This window comes from Pedobacter sp. PACM 27299, from assembly GCF_001412655.1.
Lineage (GTDB): Bacteria > Bacteroidota > Bacteroidia > Sphingobacteriales > Sphingobacteriaceae > Pedobacter.
The window spans coordinates 707,220-729,034 of sequence record NZ_CP012996.1 but is presented as its reverse complement, the minus strand read 5'-3'; the positions used below and the strand labels follow the sequence as shown (position 1 = coordinate 729,034).

Here is a 21,815-nt window from a genome sequence, read left to right as displayed (position 1 = left end):
ATTTCCAAGACCCTATGAAGAAAATATTTTTAGCTATACTAGCAATATCACTCAGTTTATCCTGCTCAAAGAAATCAGAGGCAGTAAGAACATACTACGAGTGTACGCAACTGACTGTGAAGAAAAAAGACAAGATAGAATATAGCTTTGATGTTCATACAAACACGCGATGTGATGTGGATCAAAACAAAATAGACACTGAAACAAAGGACAAAAACTATGTTCAGGAAAAGAACGGCGTAACTACGGATCAATCCCAAATGTTGTGGAGCATGCGATAAAAATATAGATTTGCATTTCCATACAGTTTTATATTTATGCCATCAGGTACTGCATCCTTTCTCAGATTATTTCTGCCAGATTTTATACTAGAGAATTTTGAATTCAAAGGGCTTATTGAGGATAGTGAAACCTTCCACATCGAACTTGAAGAATTGAATAATCCTCCCTCAGAGTGGGATGGGATCAAAGTTTTGTCCAAAGGCTTTTTCCCTCAGATTGTAATTCAAGACTTTCCTATCCGTGGGCATAAAGTGTTTTTTCATATCCGCAGACGCCGATGGCTCAATACAGAAACGTCCAAGGTGATTTATCGGAATTGGACTTTAGTAGAAAAGGGAACGCGAATGACTGGAGATTTCGCGGCTTTTTTAAAAGAAATCAATCGATACAGCGCCGAGTAGCGTTGATGCCATCAGTTCATTCTATGGTGTAAAAGCTAAGAATCTACTTCGTCAATATCGTGATTACCTCAGTGACTTTAAAAGCTGGGATCAAAAATCGCATGCAAAAAAGTGGCTGTTATATCCGGAAAATCTTGGTGAACAGCTTTCTATAGACGAGACCAGTCTATCCCATGGTGAACTTTATACCATCCTTACCAACAAAGCCGCAAAAGGTAAGAAAGGGGCTATCGTTGCCATTGTAGCAGGCACGAAAGCGGAAACCGTTATTTCCGTGTTGAAAAGAATGCCGTAAAGGGGAAGAAAAAAGGTCACTGAAGTCACCTTGGATATGGCTGGTAACATGGAATTGATCTGCAAACGTTGTTTTCCGCAAGCAACCAGAGTGACCGATCGGTTTCATGTACAGAAACTGGCTATCGAGGCACTACAGGAAATGCGGATCAAATACAGATGGGAAGCTATGGATCAGGAAAATGAAGCTATAGAAAGATCAAAAAAGACAGGTAGGCCATTTCAAGCGGAAGTACTCTATAATGGAGATACCATCAAGCAGTTGCTTGCCCGTAGCAGATATGTATTGTATAAAAAGCCTTCTGCCTGGATAGAAAGTCAAAAGGACCGTGCAGAGCTCTTATTCGAGAGGTTTCCCGATCTTAAAACAGCCTATGGCCTCAGTTTTGGGCTTAGTCAAATCTTTGAAAATACAACGGACAAAATCTTTGCATTGGCCAGACTGGCCAAATGGCATAAAAAAGTAAGGCAAACAGGATTTAAAGCCTTCAATACAGTTGCAAGATCTATACAGAACCATTATCAGACTATATTAAATTACTTTGACAACAGATCTACTAATGCTTCCGCAGAATCTTTTAATGCAAAAATAAAGGCTTTCAGAAATCTGTTTAGAGGCGTGAAAAACATAGAATTCTTCCTGTACAGACTAACTCAATTGTATGCTTAACAACAGAAAATCAGTTTTGCTCCACAACATTTGGGATTGATCCTTTTATTTATGCCTTCTGCGAGCACCACTTTACTTCGTCTGTTTTTACCGGAATTTATCATAGAGAATTTTGAATTTACCAATGCCATTGAAGACCCTGACACTTTTCATATTCAGTTGGAAGAACTCAATCAACTGCCTACAGAATGGGGCTCGCTCAAGGTGCAGTCAAAAGGTTTTTTCCCGCAGATCGTGGTTCAGGATTTCCCCATTCGTGGACATAAGGTCTTCTATCATATCAAACGCCGGCGCTGGATCAATTTGGAAAGCGGCAAAGTGATCTACCGGGATTGGACTTTAGTTGAGAAAGGAACGCGAATGACAGGAGATTTCGCGGCTTTTTTAAAAGAAATCAATCGATACAGCCCCGAGTAGCGTTGATACGATCAGTTCATTTTATGGTGTAAAGGTCAAAAACCTGCTTCGTCAGTACCGTGATTACCTCAGCGACTTTAAAAGCTGGGATCAAAAAGCACATGCAAAACAATGGCTATTATACCCGGAGAATCTTGGTGAACAGCTCTCCATTGATGAAACCAGTCTGTCCCATGGTGAACTTTATACTATTATCACCAATAAAGCTGCTAAAGGTAAAAAAGGGGCTATCGTGGCTATTGTAGCGGGAACTAAAGCCGAAACGGTGATTTCTGTATTGCAACAAATTCCTGAACGGCTGAGAAAAAAGGTGACCGAGATTACCCTGGATATGGCAGGTAATATGGAACTAATCTGCAAACGTTGTTTTCCAGGAGCTATCAGAGTCACTGACCGTTTCCATGTGCAGAAACTGGCTACCGAAGCGCTACAGGAAATGCGGATTAAACATAGATGGGAAGCGATGGATATCGAAAATGAAGCCATTGAGCAATCAAAGAAAACAGGCCACCCTTTTCATCCGGAAGTACTCCATAACGGGGATACGGTCAAGCAATTACTCGCCAGGGGAAGATACGTATTGTATAAAAAGCCTGCCGATTGGACCCAAAGCCAAAAGGATCGTGCTGAGCTTCTATTTGAAAGATTTCCTGATCTTAAAACAGCATATGGGCTGAGTATGGGGCTTAGTCAGCTATTTGAAAACACAAAGAATAAGGTCTTTGCACTGGCCAAGCTGGCTAAATGGCACGAAAGAGTCAGGCAAACTGGCTTCAAGGCTTTCAACACCATTGCAAGATCGATACAGAATCATTATCAGACCATATTAAACTACTTTGATCGCAGATCTACAAACGCTTCTGCCGAATCTTTCAACGCCAAAATCAAAGCTTTTAGAGCTCAGTTTAGAGGCGTCAAAAATATTGAATTCTTCCTTTTCAGACTTACACAATTGTATGCTTAACAGCGAAATTCAAACCACTGCTCCACAACTTTTGGCATTGATCCAAATAAAATGGGATATAGATAGACAAAGCTATAATTTTATCTCTTGCTCCACAACTTTTGGCATTGATCCGACAATAGCCTGTTTAATTTTAAATCGCATTTAACAAAAAAAGCCTTTCAGTTTTCACTGAAAGGCTTTCAAATTTTGCTCCCTCTGCTGGGCTCGAACCAGCGACCCTCTGATTAACAGTCAGATGCTCTAACCAGCTGAGCTAAGAAGGAGTACTGGCTACCAAAATAAACGGCTTTTTGAAGTCTTAAACAACATTAAGTTTCGTTCGTTTTGGGAATGCAATATTAGGGGTTTTAATTTATTTATGCAATATTTGTAACGAAATATTTTAAAATAATTTTAAGAAAATATCTATGAGCCTGATAATCATAGGGACTGTGGCATTCGATGCTATTGAAACTCCCTTCGGAAAAACAGATAAGATAGTCGGTGGAGCCGCTACTTACGCAAGTTTAGCTGCATCTTATTTTTATGATAAGGTGAAAATCGTCGCTGTTGTTGGTGATGACTTCCATAAAGAAGACATTGATACATTTAATACACACGGAATTGATACCGAAGGATTACAAATAAAAGAAGGAGAAAAATCTTTCTTCTGGTCAGGAAAATACCACAATGACATGAACAGCAGAGACACTCTAGTCACTGAGCTGAATGTTTTAGCAGATTTCGATCCGATCATTCCGGAGAATTACCAGGATTGTGAGTACCTGATGTTAGGTAACCTAACACCAGTGATCCAGCGTACGGTGATAGAAAGATTAAAAAACAGACCAAAACTCATTGTTTTGGATACGATGAACTTCTGGATGGACATCATGATGGATGATCTTTTAGAAACCATCAAATTGGTAGATGTATTGACCATCAATGATGAAGAAGCCCGTCAATTGTCAGGAGAATATTCATTGGTGAAAGCTGCTAAGAAAATCTTAGCAATGGGTCCAAAGTACCTGATCATCAAAAAAGGTGAGCACGGTGCATTGTTATTCCATGAAGACAAAATATTCTCTGCACCGGCATTGCCATTAGCAGAAGTATTTGATCCAACAGGAGCTGGTGATACTTTCGCAGGTGGTTTTATCGGCTATCTGGCAAAAGTAGGAACGGTAAACTTCAACAACATGAAGAATGCCATCATCTATGGTTCTGCTTTGGCTTCTTTCTGTGTAGAGAAATTCGGAACAGAAAAAATCTTAAACTTAACGGATGAAGAAGTTGCAGCCCGTATTCAGGAATTTGTGAAACTGAGTTCATTTACGATTGAAGCTTAGTTGAAAACCTATAACCAGCCTGCTATATTGTCTCAAATAGAGTGATTGCGGCTTAAAATAAAAAGGAGTGCTGAAAATCAGCACTCCTTTTTATACTTTCAATTTCCCCACTGCTTTGAATTTTTCAAAGACAGTTTCTGTATGCGGTGCATCGGCGAGTTCCTCCGTGAGGTCCTGCCCTGCCCAATGTTCATAGTGCTTTCCGTTTCGCCATAGCCGACTTTCCGTTACCTCATAAATGATCCCTTGATAAGCCACCCAGATCTCCGGTTTGTCCTGTCCATTGCGTAAAGCCAATTGCTGTTTACTATACAGTGGTAATTCCATTAGCCTTTAGCCCTGCTTTTAAACCATTCAAATAAATAAACACTCAATAGCAGCATCCCCATAAAGTAAAAATGACTTTCAAAAGGAATATAACCGATTCGTAAATCAAGCGTGTCCTTATAGGAGATCACCGGAAGTAGGGAAATTACACCATAAGCTATATAAAATAGCACTAAACTCAATACATAGGCCCGGTAAAACCGATAACTAAATCGCAATTTATTGACGTATTCTATGTAAAGGATCAATATAAAAAGAAAGCCAAAGGTCACTGTGCTATACCATTTCAGGTGCGCAAAAAAGAGCATGGCGATACAAATCCCCAGCATCAGGTTACTCATTGAAAGGCTGAATTTATCCAGGGAGTTTTCTGGAAAAAATACGTTTAATCCCTGATAGATGGCAATTCCTGCCAGGCAGCTCGTCATATAAAACAGCATTTCTTCTGCTGGGATCAACCAAATAGAAATGCCTGATAAATAAGTAGGATTAAAGACCCATGCACCAAAAATCACGAACAATGTAGCGAAAAAGGAAAAGAGTAACCCAGTGACAAGCACCGCAGGAATGGCAAATTTTATGGTTTGGTTGAGGTTTGTTTTTTTAACAAAGAGCAGCAAGATGGGAATCAGCAGCATACCCAATGCCAACAGCAGATAAGTAAGGTTCATTGATCATTTAGTTTAGCCCAAAAATATGCTTTTGACCCCGTTTAGCAATTTTCTTTTTTGAGCAAAAAAAAGTGCCTCAACATTACATTAAGGCACTTTATATATCTTTTCTTCAGGATTACATGATTTCGGCTCCCAAGATTTCTTTTGAATAAGTCTTCAGATATTTTTTAAGGATCTGGCGGGCTACATGGATTCTGGTTTTTACAGTTCCAATTGGAATATCTAAAATCTCCGCAATCTCATGGTATTTATACCCTTCAAAGTATTTGATAAATGGCACATAATATTCTGGCTGAAGCGTAGCTAAAGCTTTATTGATGTCGCCTATGATGAACTTGCTGTCGCTCGTATTTTTAGAAGCACTGTAGTGCAGATTAGCAGAAGAGATATCGTCAGATTTTGTAATTAAAGCGTTGGTTTTCACCAGTCGTCTGTAATTATTGATGAAGGTATTTTTCATGATGGTAAATAACCATCCTTTTAAATTGGTACCTTCTTTAAATTTACTGTAGTAAGTTACAGCTTTCAACATGGTGTCCTGTACTAAGTCATTTGCATCCTCAATATCTTTGGTAAAATTTAAAGCGAATGACTGCAAAGAAACCGAATGGTCGTTTAGTTGGAGGTTGAATTCATTTTTTGTCATAATGTTTTAAGTTTTATGGTTAAAAAGGCAAACAAACAAAGATTTATGAGTGGCGCTCGCTAGTTTGTTCAATCTTACACACCAAAGGCTATACAACATTAGTACCAAAAAATCAACACCAATATTAAGAAATTGTTTTTCGGGGTTAGCTATAACTACGAGCCCTATGTCACAAAATATTTACTTCTCTTTCCAATCTTACACCAAACTTGGCCTCCACCGTATTTATAATGTTTTCTGAAAAACTGTACACTTCCTGTCCAGTAGCCTGTCCATGGTTGACAAGTACCAATGCCTGATTTTTCCAGGTCCCTGTTTCCCCGACGATCTTTCCTTTAAAGCCGCATTGCTCGATCAGCCAGCCTGCCGCCAGCTTCACTTTACCTTGAGGAACTTGATAATGAACAACTTCCGGGAATTTTTCGTAGATCTTTTGAAAATCAACCTGATCAATTACCGGGTTCTTAAAGAAGCTTCCGGCATTCCCTATCGTAGAAGGATCGGGTAATTTACTCACCCGGATATGAGCCACCACAGCAGATACATCTGCGATGGTTGGTGTACTGATACCGCGGTTAGCCAACTCCTCCTGAATAGCACCATATTGCGTATTAATTTTCGCTATACGACTTAAACGAAAACAAACTTCGGTAATCAGGTATTGACCCTTGAGTTCATTTTTGAAAATGCTGTCGCGATAGCCAAAGCGGCAATCTGCGTGGCTAAAAGACTTGTATGTACCGCTAGCCAGCTCTAGTCCGATACAAGATTCAAATACATCTTTCAGTTCTACGCCATAAGCACCAATATTCTGTATTGGAGAGGCTCCTACCGTACCCGGAATCAGCGTTAGATTCTCCACACCTGCATAACCATACTGCACACAGTAATTCACAAAATCATTCCACACTACGCCAGCTCCTGCGGTAACCAGCACTTCATCCTCATCCGCCACAGCAGAAATCCCTGGAATACTCACTTTTAGCGCCAATCCTCCAAAATCTTTGGTCAACAAGACATTACTGCCCCCTCCTAAAATCAATAAGGACTGTGTATGGAGCAGTTCTGAATTCAGCAGTTCCTGCAAATCTGCAGCTGTAATTACTTCTGCAAAATAACGGGCGTTAACAGCGATACCAAACGTATTATAAGGTTTAAGGGAAGTATTTTGTTGGAAGATACTCATAGTTAAAATGAAAGATTTGCTATAGGCTACAAATGTAATTGTTCGGGAGGGGAATCAATATGATTAAATAAATATTTAAAAAAATTGCCTATTTTTCGTCTCTATTGTTTAAAGAACAGTATTTATCATCGCAGCGGGAACAAAAAATCTAAATGGAAAATCAGGATAAGAAGAGAATTTTAATTATTGAGGCGGCTTTAAAGCGTTTTGCCCATTATGGTTTAGCAAAAACTACCATGACCGAAATCGCAAAGGACATTTCCTTCTCTAAAGCATTGCTTTATTATTATTTCCCTGATAAACTCAGCCTCTATGTAAGTGCAATAGAGCACCTCATGCAAATCATCAGCAGAGATCTGGTGAAATCTATTGACAAAACGAAAACTGCTAGCGAAGGCGTCCTTAAACTGCTACAAAAAAGACAGGCTTTTATTCAAAAATACTACAACATACTGGAGTCCAGTCAGATCATAGGAAATGAACTTCCAGAAAACCTGGCGGAAAAATTCCACAAGGCCAGAACTTTCGAATTCATCATTATCGGCTCTTTATTTAGCCGTGGGGTCACGAATAAAGAGTTCTTTATCAGTGACACTAAACTCGCCACCGAAATATTCATTGATGCCTTATCTGGTATTCATTTCAACATCCTGTCTAAAGACAAAAGTATGTTCCCAGGAAAAGAGCAGTTTAAACTCATCTTTCAAAAGAGAAAATGTTTGCTGACATCTTTCTAAGCGGATTAAAAGCTCAGCCAGAATAAATATGTCATCATAAAGTAATTTTCATTGGATTTTCATGACAAAATCCTAGTTAATAAATTATGGTAGTATTTTTGACTGTTGAAATAAAAAAGTCAGAAAGTAGAAAAGTAGAATGGTAGAGACAGATAAAAAAAGAGAATTGATTATTGAGGGCGCAATCAAGCGGTTTATGCATTATGGCATCAACAAAACCACAATGAACGAAATAGCAGACGATTTGTCCGTCTCTAAACCCTCTTTATATTATTATTTCCCGGACAAAAGCAGTCTGGTACTGGCTGTAATTGTGAAGATTTTCAGCGATTATTTTGAAGCACTGGAAAAAGATCAGGCCACAAAAACTACAGTAGAAGAATGTTTAGCGGCTTTTGTAGAGATCAGACATCGTTATTTTCAAAAATACTATATGCTGCACCTTTCAGGCAGCAGTCCGGATGCCTCTCTGAATTCTGATAGCCTTAGGGCATCATTCCTGGAGATGAAGGCTAAAAATGAAGATTTCCATGCCAAAGTTTTACAGCGTGCAATCGATAATGGCGAAATCGCTCCTGTTGATCCTTACAAAATAGCGGAGCTTTATCTGGACAGTCAGGCGGGAATCACTTCCCTATGTTTACTCCATGGCAATAAAGAGTTATTCCCAAGCAAAAAGGAAATGAAGACCATATTAGAGAAACAGCACCAGCTGTCGAAGATATTTATCAAAGGCTTAAAATAACCATAGCATGGTTAAAACGTCATGAATAATACGATAAGAACAACAATAAAATAACAGACGGATTTACATAACAATAGACCACAAATTATAATAAACATGAATACTATAATTAAACAGGTAAGACTGATCCCGCTACTGCTGCTGGGATTATTATTATCTAATGTAGCAAGCGCACAGCAAACGCTGGTTCTCAAAGACGCCTTAAACTACGCCATTCAGAACAGTGCAAATACGCGCAAAGCGAAATTGGACATCGAAGGTGGTCGTTATAAAACAGAGGAGGTCAGAGCTCAGGCGCTTCCATCAGTAACTGGAAATGCCGGATTAACGTATAATCCAATCATTGGGCAGTTGGTAGTTGGACCAGATTTAGCCTTCAAAATGGGTAGAGCATGGAATTCAAGTGCAGGTGTGCAATTGAACCAGCAGCTGTTTAACCAGCAGGTTTTTACTGGTTTGAAAGCAGCCAGAACCAGTGAAAGCTATTATAATGCCAGCGCTGAGTTAACCGACGAGCAGATCATTGAGCAGGTAGCCAACAACTATTATCAGGTATTGGTGAACAGACAGCAACTGAATGTGATCGATACCAATATCAAAAATGTGAAAGTGGTAGAAAACATCATTGGCAACCAGTACAAAAACGGTTTGGCCAGAAAAATTGATGTGGATAGAATCAAGGTAAACCTGACCAACCTGGAAACCAGACGTGAGCAGACTTTAAACGCCATCGTTCAATTAGAAAACCAATTGAAGTTCTCTATGGGCATGCCAGTAGAAACCGCAATTGTATTACCTAAATCAGAATTAGACCACAATCCGACACTTCCTACTTTTGCAGATTCTGTAAACGTGGAGAACAGAACGGAGATGAAACTGCTAAACATCCAAAAAGACCTGCTGACTTTACAGCGTAAGGCCTATGTAGCAGAATACTACCCTACGCTAGCTTTAGCAGCCAACTATTCTTACACCGGACAGAGCGATAAATTCGATTTATTTAAGAAAAACGGTGAAGCTTTCTGGTATGGCGCCTCAGCAGTTGGTGTAACTTTAAAAGTACCGATTTTCAATGGCTTCGCTACCCGTTCCAGAGTTCGTCAGGCAGATGTAGATTTGAAAAAAGCAACGGAAGACAGAAGAGAGACGCGCAATGCGTTAAACCTTGCTTATGAGAATGCAAAGATCCAATTGAAAAACAGTGTAAATACCATTAACTCTCAACGCGCAAACGTATTGCTTGCTCAGGAGATTTACAACAGCACTCAAAACAATTATAACAATGGTCTTGCTGCTTTAACTGACTTGTTAGATACAGAAAATGCACTTACAGAAGCACAAAACAGCTATACCCAGGCCTTATTGAACTATAAGATTGCCGAAATTCAATTAATCAAATCAAACGGAAATATAAAATCACTACTACAATGAAAAAAGGAATAATTACTGCCTTAGTAATCATAATTGCCATAGTCGGGATCGCCCTGGTGTTGAAAAACAATAAAAAGAAAAATGCAGAGAAAACGGCAATTGTTGCGGAAGGTAGCGGTGCAATTTCTGTTCGTACTGAAGTAGCGAAAAAAGAGCCTATTAACCTTGATTTTAGCGTTAACGGTGTATTTGCTCCAATTCAGGAATTGAATTATATGGCGGAAATCGCTGGCCGTGTGACTGCTATTTATGTTAAAGAAGGCGATAGAGTAACTAAAGGTCAGCCTTTAGCACGCATCGATGCAGAAATCTTAAATACGGATAAAGAAACTGCAGAAGCAACCTTACAAAATGCAATCAGAGATGAAGCAAGATATGCCAGCTCTTTCCAAACTGGCGGAGTAACGCAGCAACAATTAGATCAGGCAAAACTGGCGGTTAAAAACGCAAGACTAAGACTGCAGAGCTCACAAAAAAGAGTAAGTGATGCGAACATGAGGTCTCCGATCAATGGTGTGGTGAACAAAAAATATGTGGAAGTTGGTGCGTATGCAAATGCACAGGGTACACAATTGTTTGAATTGGTAGACGTGTCTAAATTGAAACTTAAGGTAAATGTAGATGAGTCGCAGGTAGCTAACATCAACATTGGCGATCAGGTACCAATTAAAGCAAACGTTTTCCCAACAGATGACTTCCAGGGAAAAGTAACTTTCATTGCTGCTAAAGCAGATGCTTCTCTAAACTTTCCAGTAGAAATCTTAGTAGAAAATAACAAGAAAAACACACTTAAAGCAGGTATGTACGGTACTGCAGTATTCAAATTCCCACACCTTGCCCCTACCATTATCGTCCCTCGTGGTGCATTCTTCGGTAGTGTAAGCAGCAACCAGATTTTTGTATTGGGTGAAGGAAATAAAGCAGTATTGCGTAAAGTAGTTGCAGGTAGAATCCTTGGAGAAAATGTTGAAGTGCTGGATGGCCTGAAAGAAGGCGAAACAGTGATCACCAGTGGACAAATCAACTTAGTTGATGGAACGCCGGTTGTTCCTGTAAAATAACCAACACCTTAGCATGAATATATAACAAAACTATTCTGATGAAAATAACAGAAATTTCTATAAAGCGCCCAACACTCGTTATCGTGGTTTTTACCGCGCTAACGCTGATGGGGCTATTGAGCTACTTTAGCCTGAGCTATGAATTATTACCAAAGTTCTCTAACAATGTAGTCTCGATTTCCACTATATATCCCGGAGCTTCACCTAATGAGGTAGAGAATACCGTAACCAAGAAGATTGAAGATGCCGTCTCCTCCATGGAGAACATTAAAAAACTAAACGCGGTATCTTATGAGAGTTTATCCGTAGTGACCATCACCTTAAATGATAAAGCCAATGTGGATTTATCTTTGAATGAGGCACAGCGTAAAGTAAACTCCATCCTTGCAGATTTACCAACGGATGTGAAACAGCCTTCCCTGAATAAATTCTCACTGGATGATTTACCGGTAATCACCATGTCGGCATCCGCGAAAATGGATGATGCGGCTTTCTATGATTTGATCGATAAGCGTATTGCCCCAATCCTTTCCAGGGTCTCAGGTGTGGCGCAGGTCAACCTGGTAGGTGGTTCTGAGCGTGAAATCGTAGTGGGCTTAAACGCAGCTAAGATTGAAGGATACAACCTTTCTATTCCTCAAATTCAACAAGCGATTTTAACCTCCAACCTTGACTTCCCTACAGGAAGTGTGAAAACTGAAAATCAGGATGTATTGATCCGTCTTTCCGGTAAATTCAAAACCGTTGACGAATTGAGAAACCTGATCGTGGCCACGAGCAAAACTGGTGCTCAAATCAGATTAAGCGATGTTGCTGACGTACAGGATGCACAAAAAGAAGTAGAGAAAATTGCACGTATCGATAGAAAAGGTGCGATCGCCATTCAGATCATTAAACAATCTGATGCGAATGCGGTAGAAGTAAGTAAAGGCATGCACAAAATTGTGGCTACCCTTGAAAAAGACTACAAAGCAAACGATTTGAAAATCATCATTGCCAACGACAGTTCGATCTTTACTTTAGAATCAGCTGATGCGGTAATCCACGATTTAATCATGGCAATTGTCCTGGTAGCTTTCGTAATGCTCTTCTTCCTGCACAGTTTACGGAACGCGGCAATTGTAATGGTATCCATTCCAGCTTCCCTGATTGCTACATTTATCGGGATGAGCTTATTCGGTTACACCTTAAACCTGATGTCTTTACTTGGACTTTCCCTGGTGGTAGGTATCCTGGTGGATGATGCGATTGTAGTATTGGAAAACATCTACAGACACATGGAGATGGGTAAAAACCGTGTTCGTGCTGCTTATGATGCAACCGCAGAGATTGGCTTTACCGTAGTATCGATTACTTTAGTAATTGTGGTGGTGTTCTTCCCGATCGCAGTGAGTTCAGGATTAGTTTCTAATATCCTGCGTCAATTCTGTGTGGTGGTAATTATTGCAACCCTACTATCATTAGTGACTTCATTTACTATCGTTCCTTTATTATCATCTCGTTTCGGTAAACTGGAAAAAATTGAAGGCAAAAATGCTTTCGGACGTTTCATCTTATGGTTCGAAAAGCAATTGCATAAATTTACAGTTTGGGTAACTGGTATTTTAGAATGGACTTTACGTCATAAAGCCATTACGATTATTGGTGTATTCATGCTGTTATTGAGCTCATGTGGATTAACAATCGGTGGTTTCATCGGTACAGAGTTTTTCCCTAAGAGTGATAAAGGTGAGTTCCTGGTACAGATTGAACTTCCAAAAGATGCCTCTCTGGAAAAAACAAACCAGTTTACTCAAAGAGCAGAAGCTTTCTTAGTGAAAAAACCAGAGATCACTCAAATGATTACTACCGTTGGACAATCCAGTGGTGATATGGGGGCTTCTCAGGCTACTGCTTACAAGTCTGAGATCAACGTAAAATTAGTAGAACGTAAAGACCGTGCAGATGCTTCGGATATTTATGCCACGAAAGTGAGTCGTGAATTGTCGAAATCACTGGTTGGTGCGAAAGTAAAAACAGTACCGATCAGTATTTTAGGTATCGCAGAAAACGCCCCTATCGACCTTGTCGTAATGGGATCCGACCTGGATAGTGCGATGAAATACGCAGAAGGTGCAATGGAGGTATTAAGAGGAATTCCAGGATCTGCAGAGGTGAAATTATCTGTAGAGAAAGGTAGTCCAGAGATCAATGTTCAGGTAGACCGTGATAAAATGGCTGCTTTAGGATTGACCCTGCAAACTGTAGGTATGACCATGCAAACTGCATTTAGTGGAAATACCGATGGTAAATACCGTAAAGGTGAATACGAGTACGACATCAACATTCAATTCCAAAGCTTCGATCGCCGTAACATCGACGACGTAAGGAACCTAACTTTCATAAACGACAGAGGCGATAAAGTAAAATTAATTCAATTTGCGGATATTAAAGAAGGTTCAGGCCCAAGTCAGCTGGAACGTAGAGATAAGAGTACTTCTGTTTCTGTAAAAGCGCAGTCTATCGGTAGACCAACAGGTACGATCGTAACCGAATTACAGAATAAACTGATAGAATTGGAAAACAATGGTAAACTGAAAAAACCAGTTGGCGTAAGTTATGTATGGGGTGGTGACCAGGAAAACCAGAGTGAAGGTTTCGGTACTTTAGGTATCGCGATGATGGCTTCGGTGATCTTAGTATACCTGATCATGGTAGCGTTATATGATAGTTTCGTTTATCCGCTAGTCGTAATGTTCTCGATCCCTCTATCGGTAATCGGTGCTTTACTTGCCCTGGCCATCACAAACAACTCATTAGGTATCTTTACCATCTTAGGATTGATCATGCTGATCGGTCTGGTAGCGAAAAATGCGATCATCCTGGTCGATTTTACGAACCAGATGAAAGCAGAAGGTAAATCTACACATGAGGCACTTATTCTGGCCAACCATGCACGTTTACGTCCGATTCTAATGACCACGATTGCCATGGTAATCGGTATGCTTCCTATTGCATTGGCCAGTGGTGCCGGTGCGGAATGGAAAAACGGTCTGGCATGGGTAATCGTAGGTGGACTAACCAGTTCTCTATTCCTGACGCTGATTGTAGTACCGGTAATGTATCAGATCTTTGACAACATCTTAACTAAATTTGGCTTTAATAAAAAAGGCCAGTCGATGGAAGAACTGATCGCAGAACCTTATGATCATAAAGACGTTAAAGAATACGACCTGGACGGTAAACATTAAACCGCCCGGATCATCAAATAAAAAAGAGGAATCTGCTAAATGCAGATTCCTCTTTTTTATGTTCAACAATTAGCAGGGCTTTTAAGACGATCGATTTATTAAAAGATTTTACCAGGCAAGCAAAGGGATTGAGCCTTTTACAATAGCTCATAAACAAAGAAACCCCAATTACTTGAGGTTTCTTTGTAAGATCAAAACGAGGATTAAATATGAATCGCTCTGTTTTCAGTTGCAGCCATTGCCGCTTCTTTTAATGCTTCTGTATAAGTTGGGTGTGCATGGCAAATTCTTGCGATGTCTTCTGCTGAAGCACGGAATTCCATAGCTACCACAGCCTCAGCAATCATATCCGCCGCACGTGGACCGATCATGTGTACACCTAAAATTTCATCTGTAGTCGCATCAGCCAATACTTTTACGAAACCATCCGTATCCATACTTGCTTTTGCACGTCCACTGGCTTTGAAAGGGAATGAACCAGCCTTATAAGCCGTACCTTTTTCTTTCAGCTGCTCTTCAGTAAATCCTACTGAAGCTACTTCCGGCCAGGTATATACTACACCTGGAATCAGGTTGTAGTTGATGTGTGGTTTTTGTCCGGCTAAAGTTTCCGCAACATAAATACCTTCATCTTCTGCTTTATGCGCAAGCATTGCACCTTTAATTACGTCACCAATTGCATAAACACCAGGAACCGAAGTCTCTAAATGCTCATTTACAGGGATCTTGTTGCCGCGATCTTCAGTTTTGATGCCGATATTTTCTAACCCTAATCCCTCAGTATAAGCCGTACGGCCTACTGCAACGATACAGTAATCAGCTTCAATACTTACAGCAGCGCCTTTTGAATTTTCAGCAGTTACCGTTACACGTTTGCCTTTGGCAGTTGCACCAGTTACTTTATGCCCCATAAAGAACTCCATGCCTAAAGATTTTTTCAATACACGCTGCAATTCTTTTCCTAAACCAGCGTCCATTGTACCAATGATCGAAGGCATGAATTCCACTACAGATACTTTAGTACCTAAACGTGCGTACACAGAACCTAATTCCAGTCCGATTACGCCACCACCAATGACTACCATTTCTTTCGGCACTTCTTTGATATTCAAAGCTTCCGTCGAAGTAATGATTCTCTTTTTATCGATTGGTAAAAATGGCAATGCTGTTGGTTTAGAACCTGAAGCAATGATCACATTTTTAGCAGTAATCGTTTCTGTAGTTCCGTCTTCTTTAGTGATAAGAATCGTGTTCTTGTCTACAAAAGAACCCAATCCCTGGAAAGAATCGATCTTATTTTTTTTGAAGAGGTATTGAATTCCGGCAGTATTCTGAGCTACCACATCATCCTTACGAGCGATCATCTGTGGCATATCCACTTTCAAATCTTTCAGGTTGATTCCATGAGTCTGGAAAGTATGTGCAGCATTGTGATAATGCTCTGAAGAGTCTAACAATGCTTTTGAAGGAATACAGCCTACGTTTAAGCAGGTACCGCCAAAAGTTTTATATTTTTCTATCACTGCCGTTTTTAAGCCAAGTTGAGCACATCTGATTGCGCCAACATAACCGCCCGGGCCCGAGCCAATAACAACTACATCGTATTGCATATTAAGGATTTTTTTTGTGGAACAAAGTTAATAAACCTATCCTAATAATCCCCCTAAAAGCAATTCTTTCCTCATCTTTAATGTTACATTCTCAAAAATCAAGTCGCGATTTCTGTATATTTAAGCTTCCATAAAAACAATACCTAACATGACCCGCTTTAAATTTTCCTGGCTAGCCATCCTGCTGCTTTTCGCAGGAACCTCTGGCTTCGCACAGTTATCTGATTCCGCGTATGTACGCCAGAATTACACCAAAATCGAACGCAATATTCCAATGCGCGACGGCATTAAATTATTTACTGCCATTTATATCCCCAAGGATAAAAACCAAAAATATCCATTTATGATCAACCGAACACCTTATACGGTTGCACCTTATGGTGAAGATAAATACAAAACCACGCTTGGCCCCTCCCCATTATTCCTGAGAGAAGGCTTTATTTTCGTGTACCAGGATGTACGTGGAAAATGGATGAGCGAGGGTGAATTTGTAGATGTCAGGCCTCACAACGATCAGAAAAAAGGTAAAAAAGACATTGATGAGAGCTCGGATACTTATGATACCATCGACTGGCTGATCAAAAACATCCCATCTAACAATGGGAAAGCCGGTATTTATGGGATTTCTTACCCTGGCTTTTACTCCACAGCAGCATTACCTGGCGCCCATAAAGGCCTGAAAGCCGTATCTCCGCAAGCACCCGTTACCGACTGGTTTTTGGGAGATGATTTCCACCACAATGGTGCATTCATGCTGGCCGATGCCTTCAGTTTCTACTCTTCTTTTGGCGTTCCAAGACCAAAACCGATTACCCCTGATAAAGGCCCAAAACCTTTTAAATACCCAATCGCAGACAATTACCGTTTTTACCTTGGCCTTGGTGCCTTGAAAAATGCCAAGCAAAAATACTTCGGCGATAGCATTAAGTTCTGGAATGACCTGATGGCACATGGCACCTATGACCAGTTCTGGAAGAACATGAACATCAGACCGCATTTAAAAGGTGTAAAACCAGCAGTATTAGTGGTTGGCGGCTTCTTTGATGCAGAAGATGCTTATGGTGCATTACATACCTATAAAGCGATTGAAGATCAAAATCCTGGCGCCAAAAATAACCTGGTCATGGGCCCATGGTTCCATGGCGGATGGTCTAGAGGCACAGGTGAAAGCTTCGGAGACATTGATTTCGGACAAGCCACCAGCACGAGCTATCAGAAAAACCTGGAATTCCCTTTCTTTATGCAATACCTGAAAGATGCTGCCGATGCGAAACTCGCAGAAGCCAATATCTTTGTCACCGGCAGTAATGAATGGAAAGCTTTTGAAACCTGGCCACCAAAAAACACGGAGAATAAAATGCTTTATTTCCAGCCAGAGGGCTTGTTGAGTTTTGAGAAACCAACCGCAACCAACAGCTTTAACCAATATGAAAGTGACCCGAATGCCCCCGTTCCTTATCAGGATGGCGTCCAGGCCCGAAGAACCAGAGAATACATGATCGATGACCAGCGCTTTGCCGCACGTCGACCAGATGTACAGGTTTTTCAAACCGCAGTCCTGACAGAAGACCTTACTCTTGCAGGCCCCTTAACGGCAAATCTTGTAGTTTCGACTACGGGAACAGATGCAGATTATGTAGTTAAACTGATTGACGTATATCCGGAAGATGCCCTTCCAATGGAACCAAACCCTAAAAACATCATTATGGGAGGTTATCAAATGATGGTGCGCGGAGAAGTAATGCGCGGAAAATTCAGAAATAGCTTCGAAAAACCAGAGCCATTTATTCCTGGACAAATCACCAAAGTGGACTACAGCATTCCTGATGTGGCCCATACTTTCAAAAAAGGCCACCGCATCATGATTCAGGTACAAAACTCCTGGTTCCCATTGGTAGATAGAAATCCACAGGTATTCACAGATATTTACCATGCTGCCGACAGTGACTTCCAGAAAGCGACACACCGCATTTATCATGATGCCAATAATGCCTCAGCGGTATCTGTGACCGTGTTAAAGCCTTAATTTAAAAATGAAGAAGTTATTATATACACTACTGGCTTTACTCAGCATCCATCAGCTGGGTAAAGCACAGCTGCTCAAAGAAAAACATACATTCAATCGCGCGGATACACTTAGAGGGAGTTTAAGTCCATTGCGCAGCTGTTACGACATCAATTACTACCACCTGGATGTGAAAGTCGACATAGACCAGAAATTCATCACTGGCAGCAATGAATTCCGCTTTACCGCTACTCAGGATTTTAACAAACTGCAGTTTGACCTTTTCGCCAACCTGAAAGTAGAGAAAGTGGTCTACAAAAATCAAGAGCTCCCTTTCACAAGAGAATTCAATGCCGTATTTGTGAACTTTCCAGCAAGCATCAAAAAAGGCAGTAAAGAAAGTTTTACTGTTTTTTACTCGGGGAATCCGATCATTGCTAAAACCCCGCCTTGGGATGGCGGCTTCATTTTCAGTAAAGACAAATCAGGAAATCCCTGGGTGTCTATGGCTTGTCAGGGATTAGGTGCCAGCAGCTGGTGGCCAACAAAAGACCATCAAAGCGATGAAGTAGACAGCATGATGATCAGTATTAGTGTCCCTAAAGGACTTCAGGACGTTTCCAACGGGCGCTTAAAAAGTGTCGTTGAAAAACCGGATGGCTATACGCAGTACAATTGGTTAGTCAGCAATCCGATCAACAACTATAATGTTGCCCTTTATATTGGTAAATATGCACACTGGAGCGATGAATTTCTAGGTGAAAAGGGAAAACTCAGCATTGACTACTGGGCTTTAAAAGAAGACAGCGCCCAGGCACGCCCACATTGGGATGCCGATGTAAAACCCATGCTGAAATCATTCGAACATTGGTTTGGCCCATATCCTTTTTATGAAGACGGTTACAAACTGGTTCAGGCACCACACCTTGGGATGGAACACCAAAGCGCAGTTGCCTATGGCAACCAGTTCAAACAAGGTTATTTAGGCAAAGATCTTTCCGGTAGCGGATGGGGATTGAAGTTCGATTTTATCACCATCCATGAAAGCGGTCATGAGTGGTTCGGAAACAACATTACCTCCAAAGATATTGCTGATATGTGGATCCATGAAAGCTTTACCAATTATTCTGAAGCATTGTTTACAGAATCTACGCAAGGAAAAAAAGCGGCTTCCGACTATGTAATTGGCATCAGAAAAGCCATTGCCAACGACATTCCAATCATTGGAATCTACGGTGTCAATCATGAAGGTTCAGGCGATATGTATTATAAAGGAGCCAATATGCTGCATACCATCCGACAATTGATCAACGATGATGAGAAGTTCAGAGGGATTCTGAGAGGCTTGAACAAAACCTTTTACCATAAAACGGTGACTACTGAAGAAATAGAAAACTACATCGCCAAACAAAGCGGATTGAAGCTTAATAAAATCTTTGACCAGTATTTAAGAACCACAATGGTGCCCACACTGGAATATAAAATTGAGGGAAACAAACTGACGTATCGCTGGACAGAAACCGTTAAAGATTTCGATATGCCGGTAAAAGTAAGCTTGAAACCCGCAGAATTTTCTTTCATCTACCCAAGCACCAAATGGAAAACCATCACTTTAACAACTGGTGTAAATCAGGCTAATTTTCAAGCAGACCCTAACTTTTATATAAAAACTAAAAATATATTATAAATAATCACAAAACTCTGCAACAATTGGGAATGGCCTGGCGTCTTATAGAAAACCGAAACAATATGAAAAGATTAAGTTTAATACTAACATTCGCATTATTGAGCCTGGGATTACACAGTCAGGCTACTTCACCTATAAGAATCAGTGCTTCCCATTTATTGGATGAAGAAAGAAAAGTGAGCAATTTCACGGGCATTGCCATTGGAGGTTCCATCAAAACCTATGTAAAAATAGGAAATACAGAAAGCTTAAGGCTGGAAGGTGACCAGGAAGCTATAGATCAGCTGATCACAGAAGTGAAAGATGGTACGCTATCTATAAGACCTAAAAACTCAGAATGGAAACGATGGTTCAAGAATAACTCCAACAATACCAGGGTTACGGCTTACATCACGGTTAAAAAACTAACCAGTCTGGCCTTATCTGGATCAGGAAGTATTGAAGTAGAACAAACCATCAATACCAATTCCCTAGATGTAGCGCTTAGCGGATCAGGAAGCATTAAAGCTACAGTGAATACGCAGACCTTTGATGCAGCAGTGAGCGGTTCCGGTGGTTTAAACATCAGCGGAAAAGCAAAAAAGGCAGACATCGCAGTGAGTGGATCCGGAGGATTTTCTGGCAGAGCATTCTCAGCAGAAAATGTGGATGCACACGTTAGCGGTTCCGGATCAGTTTATATTGATGCACAAAAAAGCATTGATGCAGCTACCAGTGGTTCAGGAAGCGTAAACTACACTGGAAATCCAAGCTCAGTAAGCAAAGCATCTTCAGGATCTGGAAGAGTCAGAAAAGTAGATTAAACCAATAAAATACACCTAAACCACAAACAAAAAATCCCCGCATCATAGGATACGGGGATTTTTTATTTCCTTAAAACCAAGTTTAGATACCTAACAGCAATCTAGCTGGATCTTCTAATAATTGTTTCACTCTTACTAAGAAACCTACTGATTCTCTACCATCAATGATTCTGTGGTCATAAGACAATGCTAAATACATCATCGGACGAATCACAACTTCACCTTTTTCTGCGATAGGGCGCTCAATAATATTGTGCATACCTAAAATCGCTGACTGTGGAGAGTTGATGATTGGCGTAGACATCATAGAGCCAAATACACCACCGTTAGTGATCGTAAATGTACCACCTGTCATCTCTTCGATAGTCAATTTGCTATCACGAGCTTTAGTAGCCAATTCAATTACAGTTTTCTCGATCTGAGCTAAAGTCATGCTTTCTGCATTTCTGATGATGGGAACAACCAATCCTTTTGGTGCAGAAACCGCGATAGAAACATCTACAAAATCATTGTAAACTACCTCTTCGCCATCGATTCTAGCGTTTACTGCCGGGAAATCTTTTGCTGCTTCACAAACTGCTTTCGTGAAGAAACTCATGAAACCTAGACCAACACCATATTTTTCTTTAAACTGATCTTTATATTTCGAACGAAGGTCCATGATTGGCTTCATGTTTACCTCGTTGAAAGTAGTCAACATCGCTGTTTCGTTTTTCACGGCTACCAAACGTTTGGCAACAGTTTTACGCAATGGCGACATCTTTTGTCTGCGCTCTCCTCTTGCACCTGCAACAGCAGCTACAACTGGAGCAGCAGGAGATGCAGCTTTCTTAGGCGCTGCTTTTTCTGCTTTTAACGCATCTTCTTTAGTGATTCTACCGTCAACACCAGTACCTTTTACAGCAGCAGCGTCTACGCCTTTTTCAGCAAGAATTTTTCCGGCAGAAGGAGAAGGAGTACCAGTTGCATAGCTATCACCAGATTTTGCAGCAGCTACAGGAGCAGCAGCTTTATCTTCAGCAACAGCGGCTTTAGGTGCCTCTTCAGCTTTCGCTGCAGGAGCAGCTCCACCTTCTTCAATATTACAAACAACTGCACCTATTGCCAGGGTATCACCTTCGGCAGCTACAATCCTTAAAGTTCCAGCCTGTTCTGCAGTTAATTCAAAAGTTGCTTTATCAGATTCTAATTCCGCAATTACTTCATCCATTTCTACTGCATCACCATCATTTTTCACCCAACGTGATAAAACAACTTCGGTAATTGACTCGCCTACTGGCGGAACTTTTATTTCTATACTCATAACTGATGTAT

Annotated in this window: 19 protein-coding genes and 1 tRNA gene; 13 read left to right on the top strand and 7 right to left on the bottom strand. The window is 40.6% G+C overall.

Annotated features, from left to right (window positions below; translation table 11 throughout):
- Nucleotides 1-317: 317 nt before the first annotated feature.
- The 4 genes from AQ505_RS03025 (at nt 318) to AQ505_RS03010 (ending at nt 3,028) form a co-directional block, all read left to right on the top strand.
- A complete protein-coding gene (locus tag AQ505_RS03025; RefSeq protein ID WP_062546819.1) occupies nt 318-683 on the top strand; it encodes an ISAon1 family transposase N-terminal region protein in 366 nt (121 codons plus the stop codon).
- 331 nt (nt 684-1,014) lie between these two features.
- Nucleotides 1,015-1,647 (top strand): ISAon1 family transposase, encoded by a 633-nt coding sequence (locus AQ505_RS03020; RefSeq protein ID WP_231634866.1) that lies wholly within the window; start codon nt 1,015-1,017, stop codon nt 1,645-1,647.
- Nucleotides 1,648-1,698: 51 nt separating this feature from the next.
- Nucleotides 1,699-2,064 (top strand): ISAon1 family transposase N-terminal region protein, encoded by a 366-nt coding sequence (locus tag AQ505_RS03015; protein WP_062546818.1) that lies wholly within the window; start codon nt 1,699-1,701, stop codon nt 2,062-2,064.
- Nucleotides 2,045-3,028, top strand: a complete 984-nt coding sequence (locus tag AQ505_RS03010) for an ISAon1 family transposase (protein ID WP_062546817.1) — start codon at nt 2,045-2,047, stop codon at nt 3,026-3,028. The genes AQ505_RS03015 and AQ505_RS03010 overlap by 20 nt, the downstream gene beginning before the upstream one ends.
- A 192-nt stretch (nt 3,029-3,220) precedes the next feature.
- Here the strand turns inward: AQ505_RS03010 and AQ505_RS03005 are convergent.
- Nucleotides 3,221-3,294 (bottom strand) — tRNA-Asn (locus tag AQ505_RS03005).
- A gap of 144 nt (nt 3,295-3,438) precedes the next feature.
- Between AQ505_RS03005 and AQ505_RS03000 the strand changes: the two genes are divergently transcribed.
- Complete coding sequence (locus tag AQ505_RS03000; protein ID WP_062546816.1) at nt 3,439-4,359, top strand: PfkB family carbohydrate kinase; 921 nt, start codon at nt 3,439-3,441, stop codon at nt 4,357-4,359.
- A 90-nt stretch (nt 4,360-4,449) separates the two neighbouring features.
- Here the strand turns inward: AQ505_RS03000 and AQ505_RS02995 are convergent, their stop codons facing one another.
- From AQ505_RS02995 to murB, 4 genes are all read right to left on the bottom strand, one after another.
- Nucleotides 4,450-4,686 carry a cytochrome b5 domain-containing protein gene (locus AQ505_RS02995; protein ID WP_062546815.1) on the bottom strand — a complete coding sequence of 79 codons (237 nt, stop codon included), beginning with the start codon at nt 4,684-4,686 and terminating at the stop codon, nt 4,450-4,452.
- Entirely contained in the window at nt 4,686-5,357 is a 672-nt protein-coding gene (locus AQ505_RS02990) for a lycopene cyclase domain-containing protein (protein ID WP_062546814.1), read from the bottom strand. The genes AQ505_RS02995 and AQ505_RS02990 overlap by 1 nt, the downstream gene beginning before the upstream one ends.
- A gap of 118 nt (nt 5,358-5,475) precedes the next feature.
- A complete protein-coding gene (locus AQ505_RS02985) occupies nt 5,476-6,006 on the bottom strand; it encodes an RNA polymerase sigma factor (RefSeq protein ID WP_062546813.1) in 531 nt (176 codons plus the stop codon).
- Between the two features lie 169 nt (nt 6,007-6,175).
- Complete coding sequence (gene murB / locus AQ505_RS02980; RefSeq protein WP_082461393.1) at nt 6,176-7,192, bottom strand: UDP-N-acetylmuramate dehydrogenase; 1,017 nt, start codon at nt 7,190-7,192, stop codon at nt 6,176-6,178.
- A gap of 152 nt (nt 7,193-7,344) precedes the next feature.
- On the opposite strand from murB, the gene AQ505_RS02975 reads away from it, so the two are divergent.
- The 5 genes from AQ505_RS02975 to AQ505_RS02955 all read left to right on the top strand — a co-directional run bounded on the left by AQ505_RS02975 (nt 7,345) and on the right by AQ505_RS02955 (nt 14,396).
- Nucleotides 7,345-7,929: a TetR/AcrR family transcriptional regulator gene (locus AQ505_RS02975; protein WP_062546811.1), complete on the top strand. Its 585-nt coding sequence runs from the start codon at nt 7,345-7,347 to the stop codon at nt 7,927-7,929.
- Nucleotides 7,930-8,068: 139 nt separating this feature from the next.
- Nucleotides 8,069-8,674, top strand: a complete 606-nt coding sequence (locus AQ505_RS02970; protein WP_062546810.1) for a TetR/AcrR family transcriptional regulator — start codon at nt 8,069-8,071, stop codon at nt 8,672-8,674.
- 96 nt (nt 8,675-8,770) lie between these two features.
- A complete protein-coding gene (locus tag AQ505_RS02965; protein ID WP_062546809.1) occupies nt 8,771-10,105 on the top strand; it encodes a TolC family protein in 1,335 nt (444 codons plus the stop codon).
- Nucleotides 10,102-11,166: an efflux RND transporter periplasmic adaptor subunit gene (locus AQ505_RS02960; RefSeq protein ID WP_062546808.1), complete on the top strand. Its 1,065-nt coding sequence runs from the start codon at nt 10,102-10,104 to the stop codon at nt 11,164-11,166. Before AQ505_RS02965 ends, AQ505_RS02960 begins: the two co-directional genes overlap by 4 nt.
- 38 nt (nt 11,167-11,204) lie before the next feature.
- The gene (locus AQ505_RS02955) at nt 11,205-14,396 is read left to right on the top strand and encodes an efflux RND transporter permease subunit (protein WP_062546807.1); all 3,192 of its coding nucleotides are present in this window, start codon (nt 11,205-11,207) and stop codon (nt 14,394-14,396) included.
- A 203-nt stretch (nt 14,397-14,599) separates the two neighbouring features.
- Here the strand turns inward: AQ505_RS02955 and lpdA are convergent, their stop codons facing one another.
- The gene (gene lpdA / locus AQ505_RS02950; RefSeq protein WP_062546806.1) at nt 14,600-16,006 is read right to left on the bottom strand and encodes a dihydrolipoyl dehydrogenase; all 1,407 of its coding nucleotides are present in this window, start codon (nt 16,004-16,006) and stop codon (nt 14,600-14,602) included.
- Nucleotides 16,007-16,154: 148 nt separating this feature from the next.
- On the opposite strand from lpdA, the gene AQ505_RS02945 reads away from it, so the two are divergent.
- The 3 genes from AQ505_RS02945 (at nt 16,155) to AQ505_RS02935 (ending at nt 20,501) form a co-directional block, all read left to right on the top strand.
- On the top strand, nt 16,155-18,032 hold the full coding sequence (locus AQ505_RS02945) for a CocE/NonD family hydrolase (protein WP_062546805.1): 1,878 nt from the start codon (nt 16,155-16,157) through the stop codon (nt 18,030-18,032).
- Nucleotides 18,033-18,039: 7 nt separating this feature from the next.
- Nucleotides 18,040-19,698 (top strand): M1 family metallopeptidase, encoded by a 1,659-nt coding sequence (locus tag AQ505_RS02940; RefSeq protein ID WP_062546804.1) that lies wholly within the window; start codon nt 18,040-18,042, stop codon nt 19,696-19,698.
- Between the two features lie 62 nt (nt 19,699-19,760).
- Nucleotides 19,761-20,501: a head GIN domain-containing protein gene (locus AQ505_RS02935; protein WP_197286292.1), complete on the top strand. Its 741-nt coding sequence runs from the start codon at nt 19,761-19,763 to the stop codon at nt 20,499-20,501.
- Between the two features lie 82 nt (nt 20,502-20,583).
- Here AQ505_RS02935 and odhB read toward each other — a convergent pair whose 3' ends face one another.
- Nucleotides 20,584-21,804: a 2-oxoglutarate dehydrogenase complex dihydrolipoyllysine-residue succinyltransferase gene (gene odhB / locus AQ505_RS02930; RefSeq protein WP_062546802.1), complete on the bottom strand. Its 1,221-nt coding sequence runs from the start codon at nt 21,802-21,804 to the stop codon at nt 20,584-20,586.
- Nucleotides 21,805-21,815: the final 11 nt, after the last annotated feature.

Coding starts and splice junctions, on each gene's coding strand:
- AQ505_RS03025 (WP_062546819.1), top strand. CDS start 318: ATGCCATCAGGTACTGCATCCTTTCTCAGATTATTTCTGCCAGATTTT.
- AQ505_RS03020 (WP_231634866.1), top strand. CDS start 1,015: ATGGCTGGTAACATGGAATTGATCTGCAAACGTTGTTTTCCGCAAGCA.
- AQ505_RS03015 (WP_062546818.1), top strand. CDS start 1,699: ATGCCTTCTGCGAGCACCACTTTACTTCGTCTGTTTTTACCGGAATTT.
- AQ505_RS03000 (WP_062546816.1), top strand. CDS start 3,439: ATGAGCCTGATAATCATAGGGACTGTGGCATTCGATGCTATTGAAACT.
- AQ505_RS02995 (WP_062546815.1), bottom strand. CDS start 4,686: ATGGAATTACCACTGTATAGTAAACAGCAATTGGCTTTACGCAATGGA.
- AQ505_RS02990 (WP_062546814.1), bottom strand. CDS start 5,357: ATGAACCTTACTTATCTGCTGTTGGCATTGGGTATGCTGCTGATTCCC.
- AQ505_RS02985 (WP_062546813.1), bottom strand. CDS start 6,006: ATGACAAAAAATGAATTCAACCTCCAACTAAACGACCATTCGGTTTCT.
- murB (WP_082461393.1), bottom strand. CDS start 7,192: ATGAGTATCTTCCAACAAAATACTTCCCTTAAACCTTATAATACGTTT.
- AQ505_RS02975 (WP_062546811.1), top strand. CDS start 7,345: ATGGAAAATCAGGATAAGAAGAGAATTTTAATTATTGAGGCGGCTTTA.
- AQ505_RS02970 (WP_062546810.1), top strand. CDS start 8,069: ATGGTAGAGACAGATAAAAAAAGAGAATTGATTATTGAGGGCGCAATC.
- AQ505_RS02965 (WP_062546809.1), top strand. CDS start 8,771: ATGAATACTATAATTAAACAGGTAAGACTGATCCCGCTACTGCTGCTG.
- AQ505_RS02960 (WP_062546808.1), top strand. CDS start 10,102: ATGAAAAAAGGAATAATTACTGCCTTAGTAATCATAATTGCCATAGTC.
- AQ505_RS02955 (WP_062546807.1), top strand. CDS start 11,205: ATGAAAATAACAGAAATTTCTATAAAGCGCCCAACACTCGTTATCGTG.
- lpdA (WP_062546806.1), bottom strand. CDS start 16,006: ATGCAATACGATGTAGTTGTTATTGGCTCGGGCCCGGGCGGTTATGTT.
- AQ505_RS02945 (WP_062546805.1), top strand. CDS start 16,155: ATGACCCGCTTTAAATTTTCCTGGCTAGCCATCCTGCTGCTTTTCGCA.
- AQ505_RS02940 (WP_062546804.1), top strand. CDS start 18,040: ATGAAGAAGTTATTATATACACTACTGGCTTTACTCAGCATCCATCAG.
- AQ505_RS02935 (WP_197286292.1), top strand. CDS start 19,761: ATGAAAAGATTAAGTTTAATACTAACATTCGCATTATTGAGCCTGGGA.
- odhB (WP_062546802.1), bottom strand. CDS start 21,804: ATGAGTATAGAAATAAAAGTTCCGCCAGTAGGCGAGTCAATTACCGAA.